Origin of the sequence: Enterocloster sp. HCN-30185 (assembly GCF_037890305.1) — a bacterium.
Taxonomy (GTDB): Bacteria; Bacillota; Clostridia; order Lachnospirales; family Lachnospiraceae; genus Enterocloster.
Genome location: NZ_JBBKBT010000016.1, coordinates 1 through 16,622 on the forward strand (window position 1 = coordinate 1; position 16,622 = coordinate 16,622).

Genomic DNA, 16,622 nt, shown 5'->3' on the forward strand with positions numbered 1-16,622 from the left:
CCGCCAGCTACCCTTTTGTGGACTTGCCATCTGGGGACACCTTGCCTTGCAAGCTGTTCCCAGCCGACAAGTTTCATAAAATATGCTATCTTTTCGATAGCCAATGAAGTATAATGAAGATGACAACAAATCGGAATTTGGAGGAACTTATGATGAAAAAAATGATAATGGCATTATGTATATTCATTTGTGCGTTTACTTTAGTTGCGTGTTCTGGACAACAAACAAACGAACCACTTACTTTAGGTGTCAATGCGATAATAACAGAAATTGATAAAGAAAATAAAATCATAACCACAAAAGATAGCGGAGAAGAAGGTGTTTTAGGGGATGATTGCCTTATTGATTGTTCCCAAATTCCTATGATTTATTGTAATTATGATACACAAGATGTTATAGATATAACACTTGATGATTTACAGGTGGGGGACGAAATCATTTTGACTATTCGGAGTTCAGAAATAGAAAATCTTCAAAAGGAAGATGACAATAAAGCAAAAATAGCAGTTGAACAATTACAATTAGGTACACAGAGAATTAAATAATTCCCAGTTTGTTATTCCACACACATCGGGTCAACTTGCCCCGAACTTTTACAACTAAATACCCGCCGCCCACACAGCGGCACACCGAGCAGGAAATCTGAAAAAAGGTCTCCTGCTTTTTTTTGCCCAAAATGAGGTGGTAAAACGCCACCCCATCCACCAAGCGTAGAAAGGAGGGACACGAAATGCCCTGTCCACACAATGAAATCACGATTGTGCAGCGCAGCCAGCGACAGTCTGCGGTTGCCGCCGCTGCTTACCAGAGTGGCGAAAAGCTGTTCTGTGAATACGACCAGCAAGTGAAGCACTACCCGGAAAAGCGTGGCATCGTCCACAATGAAATCCTGCTCCCGGCAAATGCCCCGCCGGAGTATGCAGACCGCAATACCCTATGGAACGCCGCCGAAGCGGTGGAAAAGCAATGGAACTCCCAGCTTGCAAGGAGGTGGGTGCTTACCATCCCAAGAGAGATACCACCCGACCAGTACGCTGTCCTTGTCAGGGAGTTTTGTGAACAGCAGTTTGTTTCCAAAGGCATGATTGCTGACTTTGCCATCCATGACCCCCATCCGCCGGGACACAACCCCCACGCCCATGTCCTGCTCACTATGAGGGCAATGGACGAACATGGAAAATGGCTTCCCAAGAGCCACAAGGTTTATGACCTTGATGAAAACGGGGAACGGATAAAGCTGCCGTCCGGCAGGTGGAAAAGTCACAAGGAGGATACGGTTGACTGGAACGACCAGAAGTATTGTGAAATCTGGCGGCATGAATGGGAGGTTATCCAGAACCGCTATCTGGAAGCTAATAACCGCCCGGAGCGTGTGGACTTGCGTTCCTATGCCAGACAGGGGCTTGATGTTGTCCCTACTGTCCATGAGGGGGCTGCTGTCCGGCAGATGGAAAAGCGTGGTATCCAGACGAATATCGGCAACCTGAACCGGGAAATCAGAGCCGCCAACAGTCTGATGAAGTCCATCCGGCAGCTTATCCAAAACCTCAAAGGCTGGATTACCGAGCTGGGCGAAAAACGGAAAGAGCTGCTTGCACAAAAAGCGGAGGAGGAAGCGACACTTCTTCCCAATCTGCTGATGAAGTATATGGAGATACGCAAGGAAGAACGGAAGGACTGGACAAGGGCTGGACAAAACCGGGGGACTTCACAGGACTTAAAGGCAGTCAGCGAATCCCTGTCCTATCTCCGGCAAAAGGGGCTTTCCACTGTGGAGGACTTAGAAGCATTTCTGGAATCTTCCGGGAAATCAGCCGCAGATTACCGCAATCAGATGAAGCCAAAGGAAGCCCGAAGCAAAGTGATTGACGGGATTCTTGCCAGCCGGACAGACTGCAAGGAATGTAAGCCTGTCTATGAGAAGTACCAGAAGATATTTTTTAAGAAAACAAAGGAGAAATTCAAACAGGAACACCCGGAGGTTGCCCGGTATGCGAAAGCCGCTGCCTACCTTGCCAAGCACCCAGATGATAAGGACAGTACCCAAAAGGAGCTGCAAGAGGAGCAGGAAACGCTTCTTAGCGAAATCGCAGAGCTGAAAGTACCGCTGACCGAGGTACAGGCTGATTTGAAGAAGCTGCGGGACATCCGCTACTGGGTACGGAAAGCCACCCCCGGCACAGAGGAAAGCAAAGAGCTGCCCAAGAAACAGCCTATCAAAGAAGTCTTGCAGGATAAGGCTGACGAGAAAAAAGCACAAAGAACTGTCCCGGCACAGACAAAACACAAACAACAGGATATGGAACTTTAACAGGCACTTGCCATTTTCAATCAGAGAATGTCAGGTGCTTTTCTTTTTTTCAAGGAGGGATAGATTTGAATGTATTTGAAGCTGTGAAGCAGTCCGTTACAACAAGACAGGCTGCGGAGCATTATGGAATCCATGTAGGTCGAAACGGGATGGCTTGCTGCCCGTTCCATAACGATAAGACCCCAAGCATGAAGCTGGATCAGCGTTACCACTGCTTCGGCTGCGGTGCAGATGGGGATGTGATTGATTTTATCGCCGCCCTGTATGGGCTGGGAAAGAAAGAAGCCGCCATACAACTGGCACAGGACTTCGGGCTTTCCTATGAAGACTGGAAACCGCCGGGAAAGGCAAAAAAGCCCAAGCCTCGGCAGAAATCCCAGGAGGAACAGTTTCAGGAGGCAAAGAACCGATGTTTCCGTATTCTTGCCGATTATCGCCATCTGCTGATGGCATGGAGAACGGACTACACCCCACACTCGCCAGAGGAAGTCTTTCATCCCCGGTTTGTGGAAGCCTTACAGAAGCAAGCCCATGTGGAATATCTGTTGGATGTGCTGCTGTTCGGGGAAACAGAGGAAAAAGCGGCTTTGATTACGGACTACGGAAAGGATGTGATACAGCTTGAACAGCGAATGGCAGAGCTTGCAGCCGCAGACGCAGCAAGAACTAAAAAACACCATGAACGCCATGCAGCCGCCCCAGAGCGTTGAGGAAATCAAGGCGGGGCTGGAAACTACCGAGAAAGGCGGTGTCCGTCAGAGCATACGGAACTGCCTGACCGTATTCCAGCGTGACCCGCTGCTTTCCGGGGCTATCGCATACAACATCCTGACTGACCGCAAGGACATCATAAAGCCCATCGGCTTCCACAGAGAAAGCACCACCCTGAACGATACGGACATGAAGTATCTGCTTCTTTATCTGGAAGAAACCTACGGGCTTACCAATGAGAAAAAGATTGATAATGCCATCGGGATTGTGGCGAATGAAAACAAGTACCATCCCATCCGGGACTATTTAAGCGCCCTTGTGTGGGACGGTACAGAACGAATCCGTTTTTGCCTGCGACATTTTCTGGGGGCTGACGCAGACGATTACACCTATGAAGCGTTGAAGCTGTTCCTGTTGGGTGCAATCTCACGAGCCTTTCAGCCGGGGTGCAAGTTTGAAATCATGCTCTGTCTGGTAGGCGGTCAGGGGGCTGGCAAGTCCACCTTCTTCCGTCTGCTGGCAATCCGGGATGAGTGGTTCTCCGATGATTTGCGGAAGCTGGACGATGACAATGTGTACCGCAAGCTACAAGGTCACTGGATTATTGAAATGTCGGAAATGATGGCAACCGCAAACGCCAAGAGCATTGAGGAAATCAAGTCATTTTTAAGCCGGCAGAAAGAGGTTTACAAGATACCCTATGAAACCCACCCGGCAGACCGCCCCCGTCAGTGCGTGTTTGGCGGCACTTCCAATGCCCTTGACTTCCTGCCTCTTGATCGTTCCGGCAACCGCCGCTTTATCCCGGTCATGGTGTACCCGGAGCAAGCCGAGGTTCACATTTTGGAGGACGAAGCTGCTTCCAGAGCCTATATCGAGCAGATGTGGGCGGAAGCGATGGAGATTTATAAAAGCGGCAGGTTCAAGCTGGCGTTCAGCCCTGCCATGCAGCGGTATCTCAAAGAACACCAGCGGGATTTTATGCCAGAGGACACCAAAGCCGGGATGATACAGGCGTATCTTGATAAGTACACTGGGAGCATGGTCTGCTCCAAGCAGCTGTTCAAGGAGGCGCTGAACCACCCCTTTGACGAGCCGAAGCAATGGGAAATCCGGGAAATCAACGAGATTATGAACCAGTGCATTGACCGCTGGCGGTACTTTCCGAACCCAAGAATGTTTTCCGAATATGGCAGACAAAAGGGCTGGGAGCGTGAAAACCCGGCAACGGACTCCAGCAACCCGTCTGAAAAAATAATGGACGGTTTTGTGGAGGTCACAGAACAGATGGAGCTTCCATTCTGAAAATGACAGCCCGTTGCACCCCCTGTTGCTATCCCGTTGCCGAGCCGGTTGCCGGGGAAAAACCCTTATTTCCGGGATTTTCTCCCTTATAACAACCAAAACAACAGAAAAATAAAAGAAAAGTATAAATAGTAACCATCGCCAGATTGAGATTGTTTGCAAGATCTTTTGAAGCCCGTTGCCGGACTTCGTTGCCGACACCCTCTGTCTGGCTATTTTCATGTATGGAGGATAACTGCCTATGGCGAATAATAAGCTGAATATTGAAGGAAAAAATTACTCGGATATTCCGGTGTGGCGTAGATATACGCTTACCATTGAGGAAGCAGCCAGATATTATCATATCGGCGAAGGAAAATTGAGAACGCTTATTGACACACATCCCAATGAGGATTTTTATGTGATGAACGGCAATCGTGCCCTCATTAAGCGTGAGAAATTTGAGAGGTATCTGGATCAGGCTACTGCTGTGTAAACAGAGCTGACAGATTTACCGATTTCACATGATATAACTATGCGGAGAGCTGGATTTGTGCTATGATAAGAGTGCAAGTCTGGCTCTCTTTTTTTGAAAGGAGAGTTCACGATGAGTGAGAAAAGACGAGATAACCGTAATCGGATTTTGCGAGAGGGCGAGTACCAGCGTAAAGATGGGAGGTATCGGTTCCGCTATATTGATGAGGACGGAAAAGAGAAAAATGTATACAGTTGGCGTTTGGACAAGAATGACCCAATGCCAAAAGGGAAGAAGCGGGAGCCTTCCCTGCGTGAGAAAGAAAAACAGATTGAAGCGGATTTGTTTGACCGTATCGTAACCAACGGTGGCAACTATACTGTTTTGGAACTGGTAGAAAAGTATGTTTCATTGAAAACAGGAGTTCGTCACAATACGGTTGCCGGATATAAAACGGTCATCAATATGCTGAAAAAAGAGAGTTTTGGGAATCTGCGAATTGATAAGGTGCGTTTGTCAGACGCCAAGGCATGGTTGATTAAGCTCCAACAAATTGATGGGCGGGGATACAGTTCCATTCATTCTATCCGGGGAGTCCTCAGACCAGCATTTCAGATGGCGGTAGACGATGATTTGCTTCGTAAAAATCCATTTGAATTTGAGCTTGCATCTGTCATTGTCAATGATTCTGTTACCAGAGAAGCGATTACCCGAAAGCAGCAGCGAGATTTGTTAAAGTTTATTCAGGAGGATAAGCATTTCAGCAGATACTATGATGCAATCTATATTCTTTTTCACACAGGGCTTCGTATCTCAGAGTTCTGTGGGCTGACGGTTTCAGAAATCGAGTTTGGAGAAATGCGTATCAAGGTAGACCATCAGTTACAGCGTACTGCACAGATGCAGTATGTAATTGAAGAACCAAAAACAGATAAAGGCATCCGCTATGTGCCGATGACGGAAGCTGTCGCAGCGTGTTTTCGAAGAATCATTGCCAACCGAAAGACACCAAAAGTTGAACCGATGGTGGAAGGATACGCTGGATTTTTATTTTTGGATAAAAACGATATGCCGATGGTTGCCCTTCACTGGGAGAAGTACATGGAGCATATCATTCAGAAATACAACAGGATTTACCGTATCCAGATGCCGAAAGTTACCCCTCATGTATGCAGGCACACCTTTTGCTCTAATATGGTAAAATCCGGGATGAATCCGAAAACCTTGCAGTATATCATGGGTCACGCAGACATCAGTGTAACCTTGAACACTTACACCCATGTGAATTTTGATGATGCAAAGGAAGAAGTATATCGGATAGCGAATAGTTAAAAAAGCCCGTTGGTAAGGACGCTTGCTTTACCAACGGATTTACCAAGATTGCAGGGAAAAACACAAGAAAATACGAGAAGATTTGAGAAGATACCTTGAAAAGAAAGGAAAACTCAAAAGTCGGAAAACCCTGAAATATCAAGCGTTTGAGAAGAAATACAAGACTTAAATGGAGATATAAAAAGATGATTAAAGTATTATTTATTTGCCACGGCAACATCTGCCGCTCCCCCATGTGTGAGAGTGTCTTCACCCACATGGTTAAGGAAGCCGGTTTGGCAGATCGATTTCTGATCGACTCAGCTGCGACCAGCACAGAGGAAATAGGAAATCCGGTTCATTGGGGAACGGTAAACAAACTAAAGGAGGTTGGGATTCCGTTAGTCCCCCACAGGGCAAAGCAGATCCAAACAGCAGATTATGATAAATTTGACTATATCATAGGTATGGACACAGCAAATATACGCAATCTCAACCGGATGTTAAAAGGAGATCCAAAGGGAAAGATATACAAGCTCCTTTCCTTTGCAGGTTCAGGAAGAGATATTGCAGATCCGTGGTATACGGGTAATTTTGATGAAACGTATTTAGATATAATGGAAGGCTGCAAGGGATTTCTGAAATATCTGAAAGACAACAGAGAAATTGTTTGAGTTTTTTACGCTGTATTGTATCCTGCACCTTGGCTTCCATCAATCAGTGGATAAGGGAAAACGTGTATCCCTTATCTGCTGATGGCAGCATACTGCAAAATGCGGAAACCCAGGAGAAATTGAAAGACGAAGAGAGCACTGCAAAATCATCAGATTCAGGTGATTGAGCAGTGCTCTCTTTTATAAAATTCAGATAGAGAAAATACCAAACATTCCGCAGTGATTACTCTTCCAATGCTCTGAGCGCCTTCTTAAACTGGAAGAAGAACAGCACAGCAGTGAAGCTGACTGCAAAGAAATCAGCGATCGGCTCTGCCAGATATACGGCAGTAGTCGGATCGGAAGGCATAAACTTAGGAACCAGATAGATCAGAGGCAGCAGCAGGATGAACTTACGCATAACAGCGACCAGGATGGAAGCCTTTGCATTGCCGATAGCAGTGAAGGTCATCTGGCAGGCCATCTGGATGCCGAAGAGGAACATACAGGCCATATAGATCCGCAGTGCATGCTTGGTAAAGTCGATCAGAGCCGGGTCTGAGGTGAACATGGCGGCAAATGCCTGAGGAGCAAGCATGACGCCCAGCCACAGCAGGGATGCATAGGATAAGCTCAAGGCGAGAAGCAGTTTATAGGCTGAGCGTACGCGCCCAGTGAGCTTTGCGCCGTAGTTGTAGCTGATGATGGGCTGTGCGCCCTGGCCCAGGCCCTGTAAGGGCAGCATGGCAAACTGCATGACGCTGGTTAAGATGGTCATAGCGCCGACTGCGATGTCGCCGCCGTACTTTAACAGGGAGGAGTTAAAGCATACGGAGATTACGCTTTCACTGGACTGCATGATAAAGGTGGACAGTCCCAGCGCAAGGCTTGGCATGATAATGGAACGGGTAAGCTTTAAATTGGAAGCTTTGATCTTTAAGAAGGTCTTTTTTCCGAAGAGGAAGGCCAGCACCCAGGTACAGGATAATGCCTGTGATAAGATAGTTGCCAGAGCCGCGCCGCGTACTCCCATTCCAAATACAAAAATGAAAATCGGATCCAGGATAATATTTGCTGCCGCACCGATCATAACGGAGAGCATGCCTGTTTTTGCAAAGCCCTGGGCTGTGATAAATGCATTCATACCCAGTGTGAGCTGTACGAAAATAGTTCCCAGAGCGTAGATATTCATATAGGCTACGCCGTATTCTACGGTATTTTCACTGGCGCCGAAAGCCAGAAGAAATTCACGGTTCCACATTAAAAGAACAGCGGTAAGAACAGCGGAGATAATCAGCTGAACGGTAAAGCAGTTGCCCAGTGTTTTTTCAGCCGCTTGTTTATCGTCCTGTCCCATAAAGATCGAGGCTCTGGGAGCGCCGCCGTTTCCAACCAGAGCAGCGAATGCGGACACGATCATAATAAGGGGCATGCAGACACCTACTCCTGTAAGGGCCAGAGCGCCGTTTTCAGGAATGTGTCCTATGTAAATGCGGTCTATGATGTTGTAAAGCATGTTGATGATCTGAGCAGTAACAGTAGGAAGAGCCAGCTTTAAAAGAAGCTTTCCCACAGGCTCTTTTGCCAGAAAATCTTTGTTGTCATTCATGTGTACTCCTGCCTTTCATAGCATTTTTTGCGTTTTCCATGAGCCGTTTTGAAAGAATCTGGTAGCAGGCAAACTCTTCTTTGGAAAATCCCTGAAACAGATATCCTCTGTATTCATCCATAAGCGTATCTACATCAGCAGTAATGGAGTGTGAGGCGGGCAGCAGAGCCAGGTGGATCCGGCGTCTGTCATGGAGATCCGGGATTCTCTTTAAGAGCCCTTTCTGTATCAGGCTTTCCACAGCCTGGGAGACATTTCCTTTTGAGAGCATCCGAAGCTCCGTGATGTCGGCCGCAGTATCTTTCCCCGGATTATTGTGGAGAAATGTGATGACATTTGCCTCGATCAGAGTCAGTCCATAGGTTTCAGAGAGCTGTTTTAGCAGGCTGTCCTGAAACTTCATGGCAGCCCGGATACCTAAAAGAAAATCAGTGTTTGAGGTCATTGGATCCTCCTTTTACATAATAAAAGGTTCTAAATAAAAAGGTTTTAAAAAGAACTGTTCAGAAAAATAATTATACACTCTACAGTCTATTTGTCAAGAGGGGGAAGACATGGTATAATAGAGCAAAACGCCAGGGCAGGGAGTGACAGACAGCGTATGCAGATATTAAACCAGGATATAAAGGACGGTTCATTTAAAAAGGCCTACCTTCTGTTTGGTGAAGAGGCATTTTTGAAAATGAGCTATAAGAACCGTTTAAAGGATGCAGTGACAGCTGGAGATACCATGAACTTTAACCATTACGAGGGAAAGGGAATGGATATAAATGAGATTATCGGCATTGCAGATACCATGCCTTTTTTTGCAGAGCGCAGGCTGGTGCTGATAGAGGACAGCGGCTGGTTTAAGGGCGGAGCAGGAGGAGAGGAAATGAGCGCTTATATGGAGCATATTCCCGATACCACCTGTCTTGTGTTTGTGGAAACAGAGGTGGATAAGCGCAGCAAGCTTTTTAAAGCCGTGAAAAAATACGGTTATACAGCGGAGCTTGGCCGTCAGGATGCGTCGCAGCTTGGCCGTTGGGCTGCCGGCATCCTGTCAAAAAATGGGAAAAAGATCACCGGGCGCACCATGGAGTTTTTTTTAAGCAAAACAGGGGATGATATGGAAAATATCAGCTCAGAGCTGGAAAAGCTGATCAGCTATACCCTGGGTCGTGATGTGATCACTGAGGAGGATGTGGAGGCTATCTGTACCACTCAGGTGAGCAACAAGATTTTTGACATGATTACGGCTATTGCCAACCGTCAGACGCGAAAGGCTATGGATCTTTATGAGGATCTGCTTACCTTAAAGGAGCCGCCTATGCGGATTTTATTTCTGATCGCAAGGCAGTTTAACCAGATCCTGCAGGTGAAGGAGCTGATGGGGCAGGGCATGGATAAGAGTACCATTGCTTCTAGGATGAAGCTTCAGCCCTTTGTGGCAGGAAAAATCATGCTGCAGGCAAAGACATTTTCAAGGGAACAGATCCTTTCCTATGTAAATCTTTGTGTGGATGCAGAGGAAAGCGTAAAGACAGGCCGCCTGACAGACCGTCTGGCAGTAGAACTTTTGATTGCAAAAACGTATTAAAGGAGGAAAATGGAATGGAAGAACTTCAGTTAGATGCGATTAGAAAACAGACAAAAGATGTTTTGAGGGAGCTTATGGAAAAGGCAGATCTGAAGCAGGGGCAGATTCTGGTTGTGGGCTGTTCCTCCAGTGAAATCGGGAGCTTTAAGATTGGCTCTCATTCCAGCGGAGAAATCGGGCAGGCGGTTTATGAAGCTCTTTATGAGGAGCTAAAACCTGCGGGCATTTATCTGGCCGCCCAGTGCTGTGAGCATTTAAACCGGGCGCTTATATTAGAGGAGGAGGCCGCGTTAAAATACGGATATGAGCCTGTCAATGTGGTTCCTCAGCTAAAAGCAGGAGGCTCCTTTGCTACGGCGGCTTATCATACCCTGGAGCATCCGGCGGCAGTGGAGCATATCCGAGCTCATGCGGGAATCGATATCGGAGATACCCTGATCGGGATGCATTTAAAGGATGTGGCAGTTCCAGTGCGGATTTTAAACAGAGAAATTGGAGGCGCCCATGTAGTTTGTGCCAGAACACGCCCTAAGTTTATCGGCGGAGAAAGAGCACGTTATGATGAAAGGAAGCTGTAAGCAAAAAAATCCCTCCGGTGGGTTAATCCGGAGGGATTTTAAATATCTCTATAAAATTAAGCCAGAGTGTTAACAGCCTTGGTCACGCGGGACACCTTGCGGGCAGCATTGTTCTTGTGATATACGCCCTTAGTGCAGGCCTTGTCGATCTCTGTGATAGCAGCCTGTAATGCAGTCTGAGCAGCAGCCTTATCTCCAGCAGCAACAGCAGCCTCTACCTTCTTGATCGCAGTCTTAACCTTGGATCTGATTGCCTTGTTTCTTGCAGCCTTAGTCTCGTTTACTAAGATTCTCTTCTTTGCAGATTTAATGTTAGCCAATGAAATACACCTCCGTTCGGTTTTCTCTTCTTAATCGTTGTGTTTTCCATCAAAGCCTGGACACGGACAGTTCAATGTAAACATACTATTACATTTTAGCGAATGATTTTGGGAATGTCAAGCGGAATTTGGTGTTTTTTGAAGTTTTAGGGAATATTTTTTTGAAATGAGTGGAAAATAAGATGGATCGCAGTTTCTCTTTTTGCGCCGTACCCGCAGCTGAGGGTGGATGGCCTTTGGAAATACTGCAAAATGTGGAAATTCAAATGGATCGAAGAAAAAGACAGGAGGCACAGGAATGGGAAGTTCCGAAAATAAGCAGGCTGCAGCCACATTTTCCTTTCAGATACGCACAGATCTGGCTCTGGAAGATAAAGAAAGTTTTGAAGGTGATGGGGGTGAGATCCCGGGGGTTGTATTAAAGGAAAGAACCAGAAAAGAAGGTGCGGTCAGAATGACAGAAGTGAAGATACTGAATGCTCAGGGAGCCAGAGCGATGGGAAAGCCGGAAGGAACGTATCTAACGCTGGAAGCAGATGAGCTGCAGACGCCGGATGAGGATTGTCACAGCAGAGTGGTGGATGAACTGGCCATGCAGTTGAATGAGCTGATGAAACGGGCAGGATGGGAGAAAAAGGAAAATCCGTCCCTGCTGGTGGTCGGCCTTGGAAACCAATCCGTAACCCCGGATTCTTTAGGACCCCGAACCGTGGGAAATCTCAGAGTGACCGGCCATCTTCTTTCGGACAGGACAGAGAAGAAACAGCCCTATCCATGCCTTTGCGCCATTGCTCCAGGCGTTATGGCCCAGACGGGGATGGAAACGGCTCAGATTCTGCATGGGATCATAGGAGAGACATCACCTGATCTGGTGATTGCCATTGACGCATTGGCAGCACGCAGCGTCCGCCGCCTGTGCACAACCATACAGCTTACAGATACGGGAATCCATCCGGGCTCCGGAGTAGGCAATCATCGTCACAGTCTCACAAAAGAGAGCCTGGGAGTACCGGTGATCGCTATTGGAGTGCCGACGGTGGTGGGGGCGGCTGCCATTGTGCAGGATACGATTTCAGCCCTTCTTGCGGTTTTGGAGGAAAATGAATGCGCAAAAGGCACAGGATCGTGGATACGCCAGATGGATACAGAGGGGCAGTATGAACTGATCCGGGAGCTTCTGGAGCCGGAATTTGGGCCTATGTATGTGACGCCGCCGGATATTGACCAGTCTGTTCAGCAGCTAAGTTTTACCATTTCGGAAGGTATTCACCGGGCTGTGTTTGAGCTGTGATTCCGGCGGCAGATGCTGTCATTTTTTTCTTTGTTTTGGCATACCATAGGATACAGCACTTTGGCAAGGTGTAAAAAGGACAGGCGGGACCGGGTATGGGGATGAAAAGGAACGGAAGGAGAGGGCCGGTGAGGATATGTCTCATGGGCCTTGCGGCTGCGGGAACCGTATGGGGAGCCGTCTATATGATAAAAAACAGCAGAGCCGTCCTTACGGCGGTTCCCTGGGAGCAGCAGGTTCGGATGGCCGGGGAAGAACTGGCAGCGCTTCTGTGGCATCAGGCTGCGCCTTATGAGATGACGGGGAAAAATTCCAGGAACATAACGGAGCAGGACGGCAGTAATACGGATCAGGCTGTAAAGATCGCCTGGGAAGATGCAGACCCTGTTTTCAGGAATCATATGCAGGCACGTTTATTTTACAGGGAGCACCAGTATCTTGACCGGTACGGAGATGAAACAACAGGGGAGAAGCAGCATGAAGAAAGAAAAAAGGCCTCGCAGGGGAGCATGGCTCACGGCTTAGAGGAAAGCCCCGCAGAAAGCTTCGGGGAAGCGTTAGAGGAAACCGCAGCCAGTGTTTCAGGCTCTGCCCTTTCCCTGGCAGGAAGCCTTCCTCTGCCGGTAACAGGAACACTTTATCAGCTTCAGCAGCTGGAGGATTTTGACTTTCTCATGAAGCATTTTTACAGCGTACATACCTCTACCACAGCAGGCCGCGATCTGTTTAACGGTCCGGCACTTTTAAGCCATGATGTGACATTAGATAAAGAAGGGGAAGGGCCGCAGATCCTTATTTACCATACCCATTCTCAGGAGGCCTTTAAGGATTCCGGCCCTCAGGGGCGGACCATTGTGGAAGTGGGAGATTATCTGGCAGAACTTTTGACGCAGAAGGGCTACCGGGTTTACCATGACACGTCGGTTTATGATCTGCAAAGTGGCGTTTTGGATCGGAGTAAGGCCTATAATTATGCACTGGAAGGCGTAAACCGTATCCTGCAGCAGAATCCTTCCATTCAGGTAGTTCTGGATCTTCACAGGGATGGCGTTTCGGAAAATCTCCACATGGTTTCCGACATCAATGGAAAGCCCACGGCGCAGATCATGTTTTTTAACGGCCTCAGCCGTACGCCGGAGGGAAAAATTGCCTATCTTCCCAATCCTTATCTGGCAGAAAACCTTGCATTCAGCCTGAAAATGCAGCTGGGAGCACAGGCGTATTTTCCAGGATTTGCCAGAAAGATCTATTTAAAGGGACTGCGCTATAATCTCCACCTGCGGCCTAAGTCTGCTCTTATTGAAGCGGGGGCTCAGACGAATACATTTGAAGAGGTAAAAAACGCCATGGAGCCCCTGGCACAACTTTTGGATATGGTGTTGCAAGGGGAGTGAAAAAAAGGTATAATGGCAGATATATTTTAATTTGAAAGAAGACGAGGATAAAGAATGGCAACGATTGACCAGAGTAAAATACGAAATTTTTGTATCATCGCCCATATTGATCACGGCAAGTCCACCCTGGCTGACCGTATTATTGAAAAAACAGGGCTTTTAACAAGCAGAGAGATGCAGGAGCAGATCCTGGACAACATGGACCTGGAGCGGGAGAGAGGCATTACCATCAAATCTCAGGCAGTGCGTACCGTATATAAGGCAAAGGACGGGGAGGAATATATTTTTAACCTGATCGACACTCCCGGACATGTAGACTTTAATTATGAGGTTTCCCGCAGTCTGGCAGCCTGCGACGGAGCCATCCTGGTAGTGGATGCGTCCCAGGGCATTGAGGCTCAGACGCTGGCAAATGTCTATCTGGCTCTGGATCATGATCTGGACGTATTTCCGGTTATCAATAAAATCGATCTTCCAAGCGCCGACCCGGATCATGTGGAGGCGGAGATAGAGGATGTGATTGGTCTGGAGGCTCACGATGCGCCCCGTATTTCCGCGAAAACAGGACTGAATATCGAAGATGTTCTGGAGGCCATTGTGCACAAGATCCCGTCTCCCAAGGGAGATCCCGATGCTCCTCTTCAGGCGCTGATCTTTGATTCTATTTATGATTCTTACAAAGGTGTAATTATTTTCTGCCGTGTGATGGAAGGCACGGTAAAGAAGGGAACCCGTGTGCGGATGATGGCCACGGGGGCAGAGGAAGAGGTAGTAGAGGTCGGATACTTCGGCGCAGGCCAGTTTATTACCTGCGACGAGCTCAGCGCGGGAATGGTAGGCTATATTACCGCCAGTATCAAAAATGTCCGCGATACCCGTGTGGGCGATACGGTTACAGATGCCGTCCGTCCCTGTGAAAGCCCCCTTCCGGGCTATAAAAAGGTAACGCCTATGGTTTACTGCGGACTTTATCCTGCAGACGGTGCCAAATACAATGACTTAAGAGACGCCCTTGAAAAGCTTCAGCTAAATGATGCTTCGCTTTTCTATGAACCGGAGACCTCTGTGGCTCTTGGCTTTGGCTTCCGCTGCGGTTTTTTAGGCCTGCTTCATCTGGAAATCATTCAGGAGCGCTTAGAGAGGGAATATAACCTGGATCTTGTGACAACGGCTCCGGGCGTAGTATACCGGGTATATAAGACGAATGGTGAGATGATCGAGCTTACCAATCCATCCAATCTGCCGGATCCCAGTGAAATTGAATACATGGAGGAGCCTATTGTAAGCGCGGAGATCATGGTAACGACCGAATATGTGGGCTCCATTATGACTTTGTGCCAGGAGCGCCGGGGCGTATATCTGGGAATGGAATACATTGAAACCACCCGTGCCCTTTTAAAATACGAGCTTCCCTTAAATGAGATCATCTATGACTTCTTCGATGCCTTAAAGTCGCGGTCCAGAGGATATGCCTCCTTTGATTATGAGTTAAAGGGCTATGAACGGTCTGAGCTTGTGAAGCTGGATATTCTGGTAAACAGAGAGGAAGTGGACGCTCTTTCCTTTATTGTACATTCTGCCTCGGCCTATGAAAAGGGACGCAGGATGTGCGAAAAATTAAAGGAGGAGATTCCGCGCCACTTGTTTGAAATCCCCATTCAGGCAGCCATCGGTGGAAAGATAATTGCCAGAGAGACGGTAAAGGCAGTCCGTAAGGACGTGCTTGCAAAGTGCTACGGCGGCGATATTTCACGAAAGAGAAAGCTTCTTGAAAAGCAGAAGGAAGGCAAAAAGCGGATGCGCCAGATCGGAAATGTAGAGATTCCGCAGAAGGCGTTTATGAGCGTTCTGAAGCTGGATGAAGAGTAAGAGAAAAAGCGAGACAGTCACCCTATGATAAATGCAAATAAAAATACCATTGAGCTGTATATCCATATCCCGTTTTGCGTGAAAAAGTGTTTTTACTGCGATTTTCTCTCCTTTCGGGCTCTGGCTGCAGACCATGAGGCTTATGTGGATCAGCTGGTAAGAGAAATCCGGGCCAGAGGAGCCTTCTGCAGTGAGCTTACGGTATCCACGGTTTTTATCGGCGGCGGTACCCCTACGGTTATGGAACCGGAACTGATCCGGCGGATCATGGAGGCCGTAAAGGAAAACTTTACATTGGAGCCGGATGCGGAGATTACGATCGAGGCCAATCCGGGTACTCTTTTATACAACAAGCTTCCTGTGTACCATGACTGTGGCATCAACCGCGTAAGCATCGGCCTTCAGTCGGCAGATAATCAGGAGCTTAAAAACCTGGGCCGGGTTCATTCTTTTGAGGAGTTTTTAAAGAGCTATCAGAGCGCAAGAATGTCTGGCTTTACCAATATAAGCGTGGATCTTATGAGCGGGATCCCTGGCCAGACGCTTGAATCGTGGAAAAATACCTTAAAAAAGGTAACGATGCTCAAACCGGAGCATATTTCCGCATACAGCCTGATCATAGAGCAGGGAACGCCCTTCTGGGAACAGTATGGGCCGGGAATGGGCGGCTGCCGGAGAGAAAATGTCCTTCCTCTTCCGGATGAAGATACGGAAAACAGGATTTACCATCTTACAAGGGATTTTCTGGGAGAGATGGGCTATCAGCGCTATGAGATTTCAAACTATGCAAAGCCTGGAAAGGAATGCCGCCACAATATAGGCTACTGGACAGAGGTGTCCTATCTGGGACTGGGCCTGGGGGCATCTTCTTATATGGACGGCTGCCGCTTTTCCAATGAAAAGGATCTGAGGCGTTATCTGGCCCTGGATCTGGAGCATGACTGTGGGGAAGGTCTGAGAGAACTGGCTGGGCCGGTGGAGCAGCTTTCAAGAGAGGCCCGTATGGAAGAATTTATGTTTCTGGGCCTTCGGATGACGAGAGGGGTATCGGAAATGGATTTCGTAAGACTGTTCGGAGTGAAAATGGAAACGGTCTATGGAGCGGTGATCGAACGGCTTATGGCCAATGGTCTGCTGAAAAAAGAAGGAGTATGGCTGTCACTTACAGAATGGGGCATGGATGTGAGCAATTTCGTACTCAGCGAATTTTTGTTGTCTTAGAGAAGGGAGCATATGT

Annotated in this window: 16 protein-coding genes; 13 read left to right on the plus strand and 3 right to left on the minus strand. The window is 47.9% G+C overall.

Going from position 1 to position 16,622, the window contains the following annotated elements; translation table 11 throughout:
• Window positions 1-149: 149 nt before the first annotated feature.
• The 7 genes from WKT10_RS13730 to WKT10_RS13765 all read left to right on the plus strand — a co-directional run bounded on the left by WKT10_RS13730 (window position 150) and on the right by WKT10_RS13765 (window position 6,766).
• A complete protein-coding gene (locus tag WKT10_RS13730; RefSeq protein ID WP_064786539.1) occupies window positions 150-545 on the plus strand; it encodes a hypothetical protein in 396 nt (131 codons plus the stop codon).
• Window positions 546-730: 185 nt separating this feature from the next.
• Complete coding sequence (mobQ, locus tag WKT10_RS13735) at window positions 731-2,311, plus strand: MobQ family relaxase (RefSeq protein WP_340277811.1); 1,581 nt, start codon at window positions 731-733, stop codon at window positions 2,309-2,311.
• A 65-nt stretch (window positions 2,312-2,376) separates the two neighbouring features.
• Window positions 2,377-3,021: a CHC2 zinc finger domain-containing protein gene (locus tag WKT10_RS13740; protein WP_340277812.1), complete on the plus strand. Its 645-nt coding sequence runs from the start codon at window positions 2,377-2,379 to the stop codon at window positions 3,019-3,021.
• Complete coding sequence (locus tag WKT10_RS13745) at window positions 2,990-4,327, plus strand: VapE domain-containing protein (protein ID WP_340277882.1); 1,338 nt, start codon at window positions 2,990-2,992, stop codon at window positions 4,325-4,327. Before WKT10_RS13740 ends, WKT10_RS13745 begins: the two co-directional genes overlap by 32 nt.
• A gap of 241 nt (window positions 4,328-4,568) precedes the next feature.
• Complete coding sequence (locus WKT10_RS13755) at window positions 4,569-4,802, plus strand: excisionase (protein ID WP_008703749.1); 234 nt, start codon at window positions 4,569-4,571, stop codon at window positions 4,800-4,802.
• A gap of 111 nt (window positions 4,803-4,913) precedes the next feature.
• Window positions 4,914-6,113 carry a tyrosine-type recombinase/integrase gene (locus tag WKT10_RS13760; protein ID WP_340277818.1) on the plus strand — a complete coding sequence of 400 codons (1,200 nt, stop codon included), beginning with the start codon at window positions 4,914-4,916 and terminating at the stop codon, window positions 6,111-6,113.
• Between the two features lie 185 nt (window positions 6,114-6,298).
• Window positions 6,299-6,766 (plus strand): low molecular weight protein-tyrosine-phosphatase, encoded by a 468-nt coding sequence (locus WKT10_RS13765; protein WP_340277820.1) that lies wholly within the window; start codon window positions 6,299-6,301, stop codon window positions 6,764-6,766.
• A 223-nt stretch (window positions 6,767-6,989) separates the two neighbouring features.
• On the opposite strand, the gene WKT10_RS13770 is transcribed toward WKT10_RS13765, so the two are convergent.
• Both WKT10_RS13770 and WKT10_RS13775 read right to left on the minus strand, forming a co-directional pair.
• Window positions 6,990-8,354: an MATE family efflux transporter gene (locus WKT10_RS13770; RefSeq protein WP_340277822.1), complete on the minus strand. Its 1,365-nt coding sequence runs from the start codon at window positions 8,352-8,354 to the stop codon at window positions 6,990-6,992.
• Window positions 8,347-8,799, minus strand: coding sequence for a MarR family winged helix-turn-helix transcriptional regulator (locus WKT10_RS13775; RefSeq protein WP_066543894.1), 453 nt, complete (start codon window positions 8,797-8,799; stop codon window positions 8,347-8,349). Before WKT10_RS13775 ends, WKT10_RS13770 begins: the two co-directional genes overlap by 8 nt.
• Window positions 8,800-8,955: 156 nt before the next feature.
• On the opposite strand from WKT10_RS13775, the gene holA reads away from it, so the two are divergent.
• Both holA and WKT10_RS13785 read left to right on the plus strand, forming a co-directional pair.
• Window positions 8,956-9,933 carry a DNA polymerase III subunit delta gene (gene holA, locus WKT10_RS13780; protein ID WP_066543897.1) on the plus strand — a complete coding sequence of 326 codons (978 nt, stop codon included), beginning with the start codon at window positions 8,956-8,958 and terminating at the stop codon, window positions 9,931-9,933.
• A 14-nt stretch (window positions 9,934-9,947) separates the two neighbouring features.
• Window positions 9,948-10,511, plus strand: coding sequence for a TIGR01440 family protein (locus WKT10_RS13785; protein WP_296038622.1), 564 nt, complete (start codon window positions 9,948-9,950; stop codon window positions 10,509-10,511).
• Window positions 10,512-10,567: 56 nt separating this feature from the next.
• Here WKT10_RS13785 and rpsT read toward each other — a convergent pair whose 3' ends face one another.
• On the minus strand, window positions 10,568-10,831 hold the full coding sequence (gene rpsT / locus WKT10_RS13790) for a 30S ribosomal protein S20 (protein WP_066543900.1): 264 nt from the start codon (window positions 10,829-10,831) through the stop codon (window positions 10,568-10,570).
• Window positions 10,832-11,129: 298 nt separating this feature from the next.
• Between rpsT and gpr the strand changes: the two genes are divergently transcribed.
• The 4 genes from gpr to hemW all read left to right on the plus strand — a co-directional run bounded on the left by gpr (window position 11,130) and on the right by hemW (window position 16,606).
• Window positions 11,130-12,122 carry a GPR endopeptidase gene (gpr, locus tag WKT10_RS13795; protein ID WP_340277825.1) on the plus strand — a complete coding sequence of 331 codons (993 nt, stop codon included), beginning with the start codon at window positions 11,130-11,132 and terminating at the stop codon, window positions 12,120-12,122.
• A gap of 95 nt (window positions 12,123-12,217) precedes the next feature.
• Window positions 12,218-13,516, plus strand: coding sequence for a stage II sporulation protein P (locus tag WKT10_RS13800; protein ID WP_417046104.1), 1,299 nt, complete (start codon window positions 12,218-12,220; stop codon window positions 13,514-13,516).
• A 54-nt stretch (window positions 13,517-13,570) separates the two neighbouring features.
• On the plus strand, window positions 13,571-15,385 hold the full coding sequence (gene lepA / locus WKT10_RS13805; RefSeq protein WP_066543908.1) for a translation elongation factor 4: 1,815 nt from the start codon (window positions 13,571-13,573) through the stop codon (window positions 15,383-15,385).
• 24 nt (window positions 15,386-15,409) lie between these two features.
• Window positions 15,410-16,606 carry a radical SAM family heme chaperone HemW gene (gene hemW / locus WKT10_RS13810; protein ID WP_066543910.1) on the plus strand — a complete coding sequence of 399 codons (1,197 nt, stop codon included), beginning with the start codon at window positions 15,410-15,412 and terminating at the stop codon, window positions 16,604-16,606.
• The last annotated feature ends 16 nt before the right edge of the window (window positions 16,607-16,622 follow it).

What these genes read in the sequence shown, in the direction of transcription:
- WKT10_RS13730 (WP_064786539.1), top strand. Translation starts at nt 150, where the DNA reads ATGATGAAAAAAATGATAATGGCATTATGTATATTCATTTGTGCGTTT.
- WKT10_RS13760 (WP_340277818.1), top strand. Translation starts at nt 4,914, where the DNA reads ATGAGTGAGAAAAGACGAGATAACCGTAATCGGATTTTGCGAGAGGGC.
- WKT10_RS13775 (WP_066543894.1), bottom strand. Translation starts at nt 8,799, where the DNA reads ATGACCTCAAACACTGATTTTCTTTTAGGTATCCGGGCTGCCATGAAG.
- WKT10_RS13765 (WP_340277820.1), top strand. Translation starts at nt 6,299, where the DNA reads ATGATTAAAGTATTATTTATTTGCCACGGCAACATCTGCCGCTCCCCC.
- WKT10_RS13770 (WP_340277822.1), bottom strand. Translation starts at nt 8,354, where the DNA reads ATGAATGACAACAAAGATTTTCTGGCAAAAGAGCCTGTGGGAAAGCTT.
- holA (WP_066543897.1), top strand. Translation starts at nt 8,956, where the DNA reads ATGCAGATATTAAACCAGGATATAAAGGACGGTTCATTTAAAAAGGCC.
- gpr (WP_340277825.1), top strand. Translation starts at nt 11,130, where the DNA reads ATGGGAAGTTCCGAAAATAAGCAGGCTGCAGCCACATTTTCCTTTCAG.
- WKT10_RS13755 (WP_008703749.1), top strand. Translation starts at nt 4,569, where the DNA reads ATGGCGAATAATAAGCTGAATATTGAAGGAAAAAATTACTCGGATATT.
- lepA (WP_066543908.1), top strand. Translation starts at nt 13,571, where the DNA reads ATGGCAACGATTGACCAGAGTAAAATACGAAATTTTTGTATCATCGCC.
- WKT10_RS13745 (WP_340277882.1), top strand. Translation starts at nt 2,990, where the DNA reads ATGAACGCCATGCAGCCGCCCCAGAGCGTTGAGGAAATCAAGGCGGGG.
- WKT10_RS13785 (WP_296038622.1), top strand. Translation starts at nt 9,948, where the DNA reads ATGGAAGAACTTCAGTTAGATGCGATTAGAAAACAGACAAAAGATGTT.
- mobQ (WP_340277811.1), top strand. Translation starts at nt 731, where the DNA reads ATGCCCTGTCCACACAATGAAATCACGATTGTGCAGCGCAGCCAGCGA.
- WKT10_RS13800 (WP_417046104.1), top strand. Translation starts at nt 12,218, where the DNA reads ATGGGGATGAAAAGGAACGGAAGGAGAGGGCCGGTGAGGATATGTCTC.
- hemW (WP_066543910.1), top strand. Translation starts at nt 15,410, where the DNA reads ATGATAAATGCAAATAAAAATACCATTGAGCTGTATATCCATATCCCG.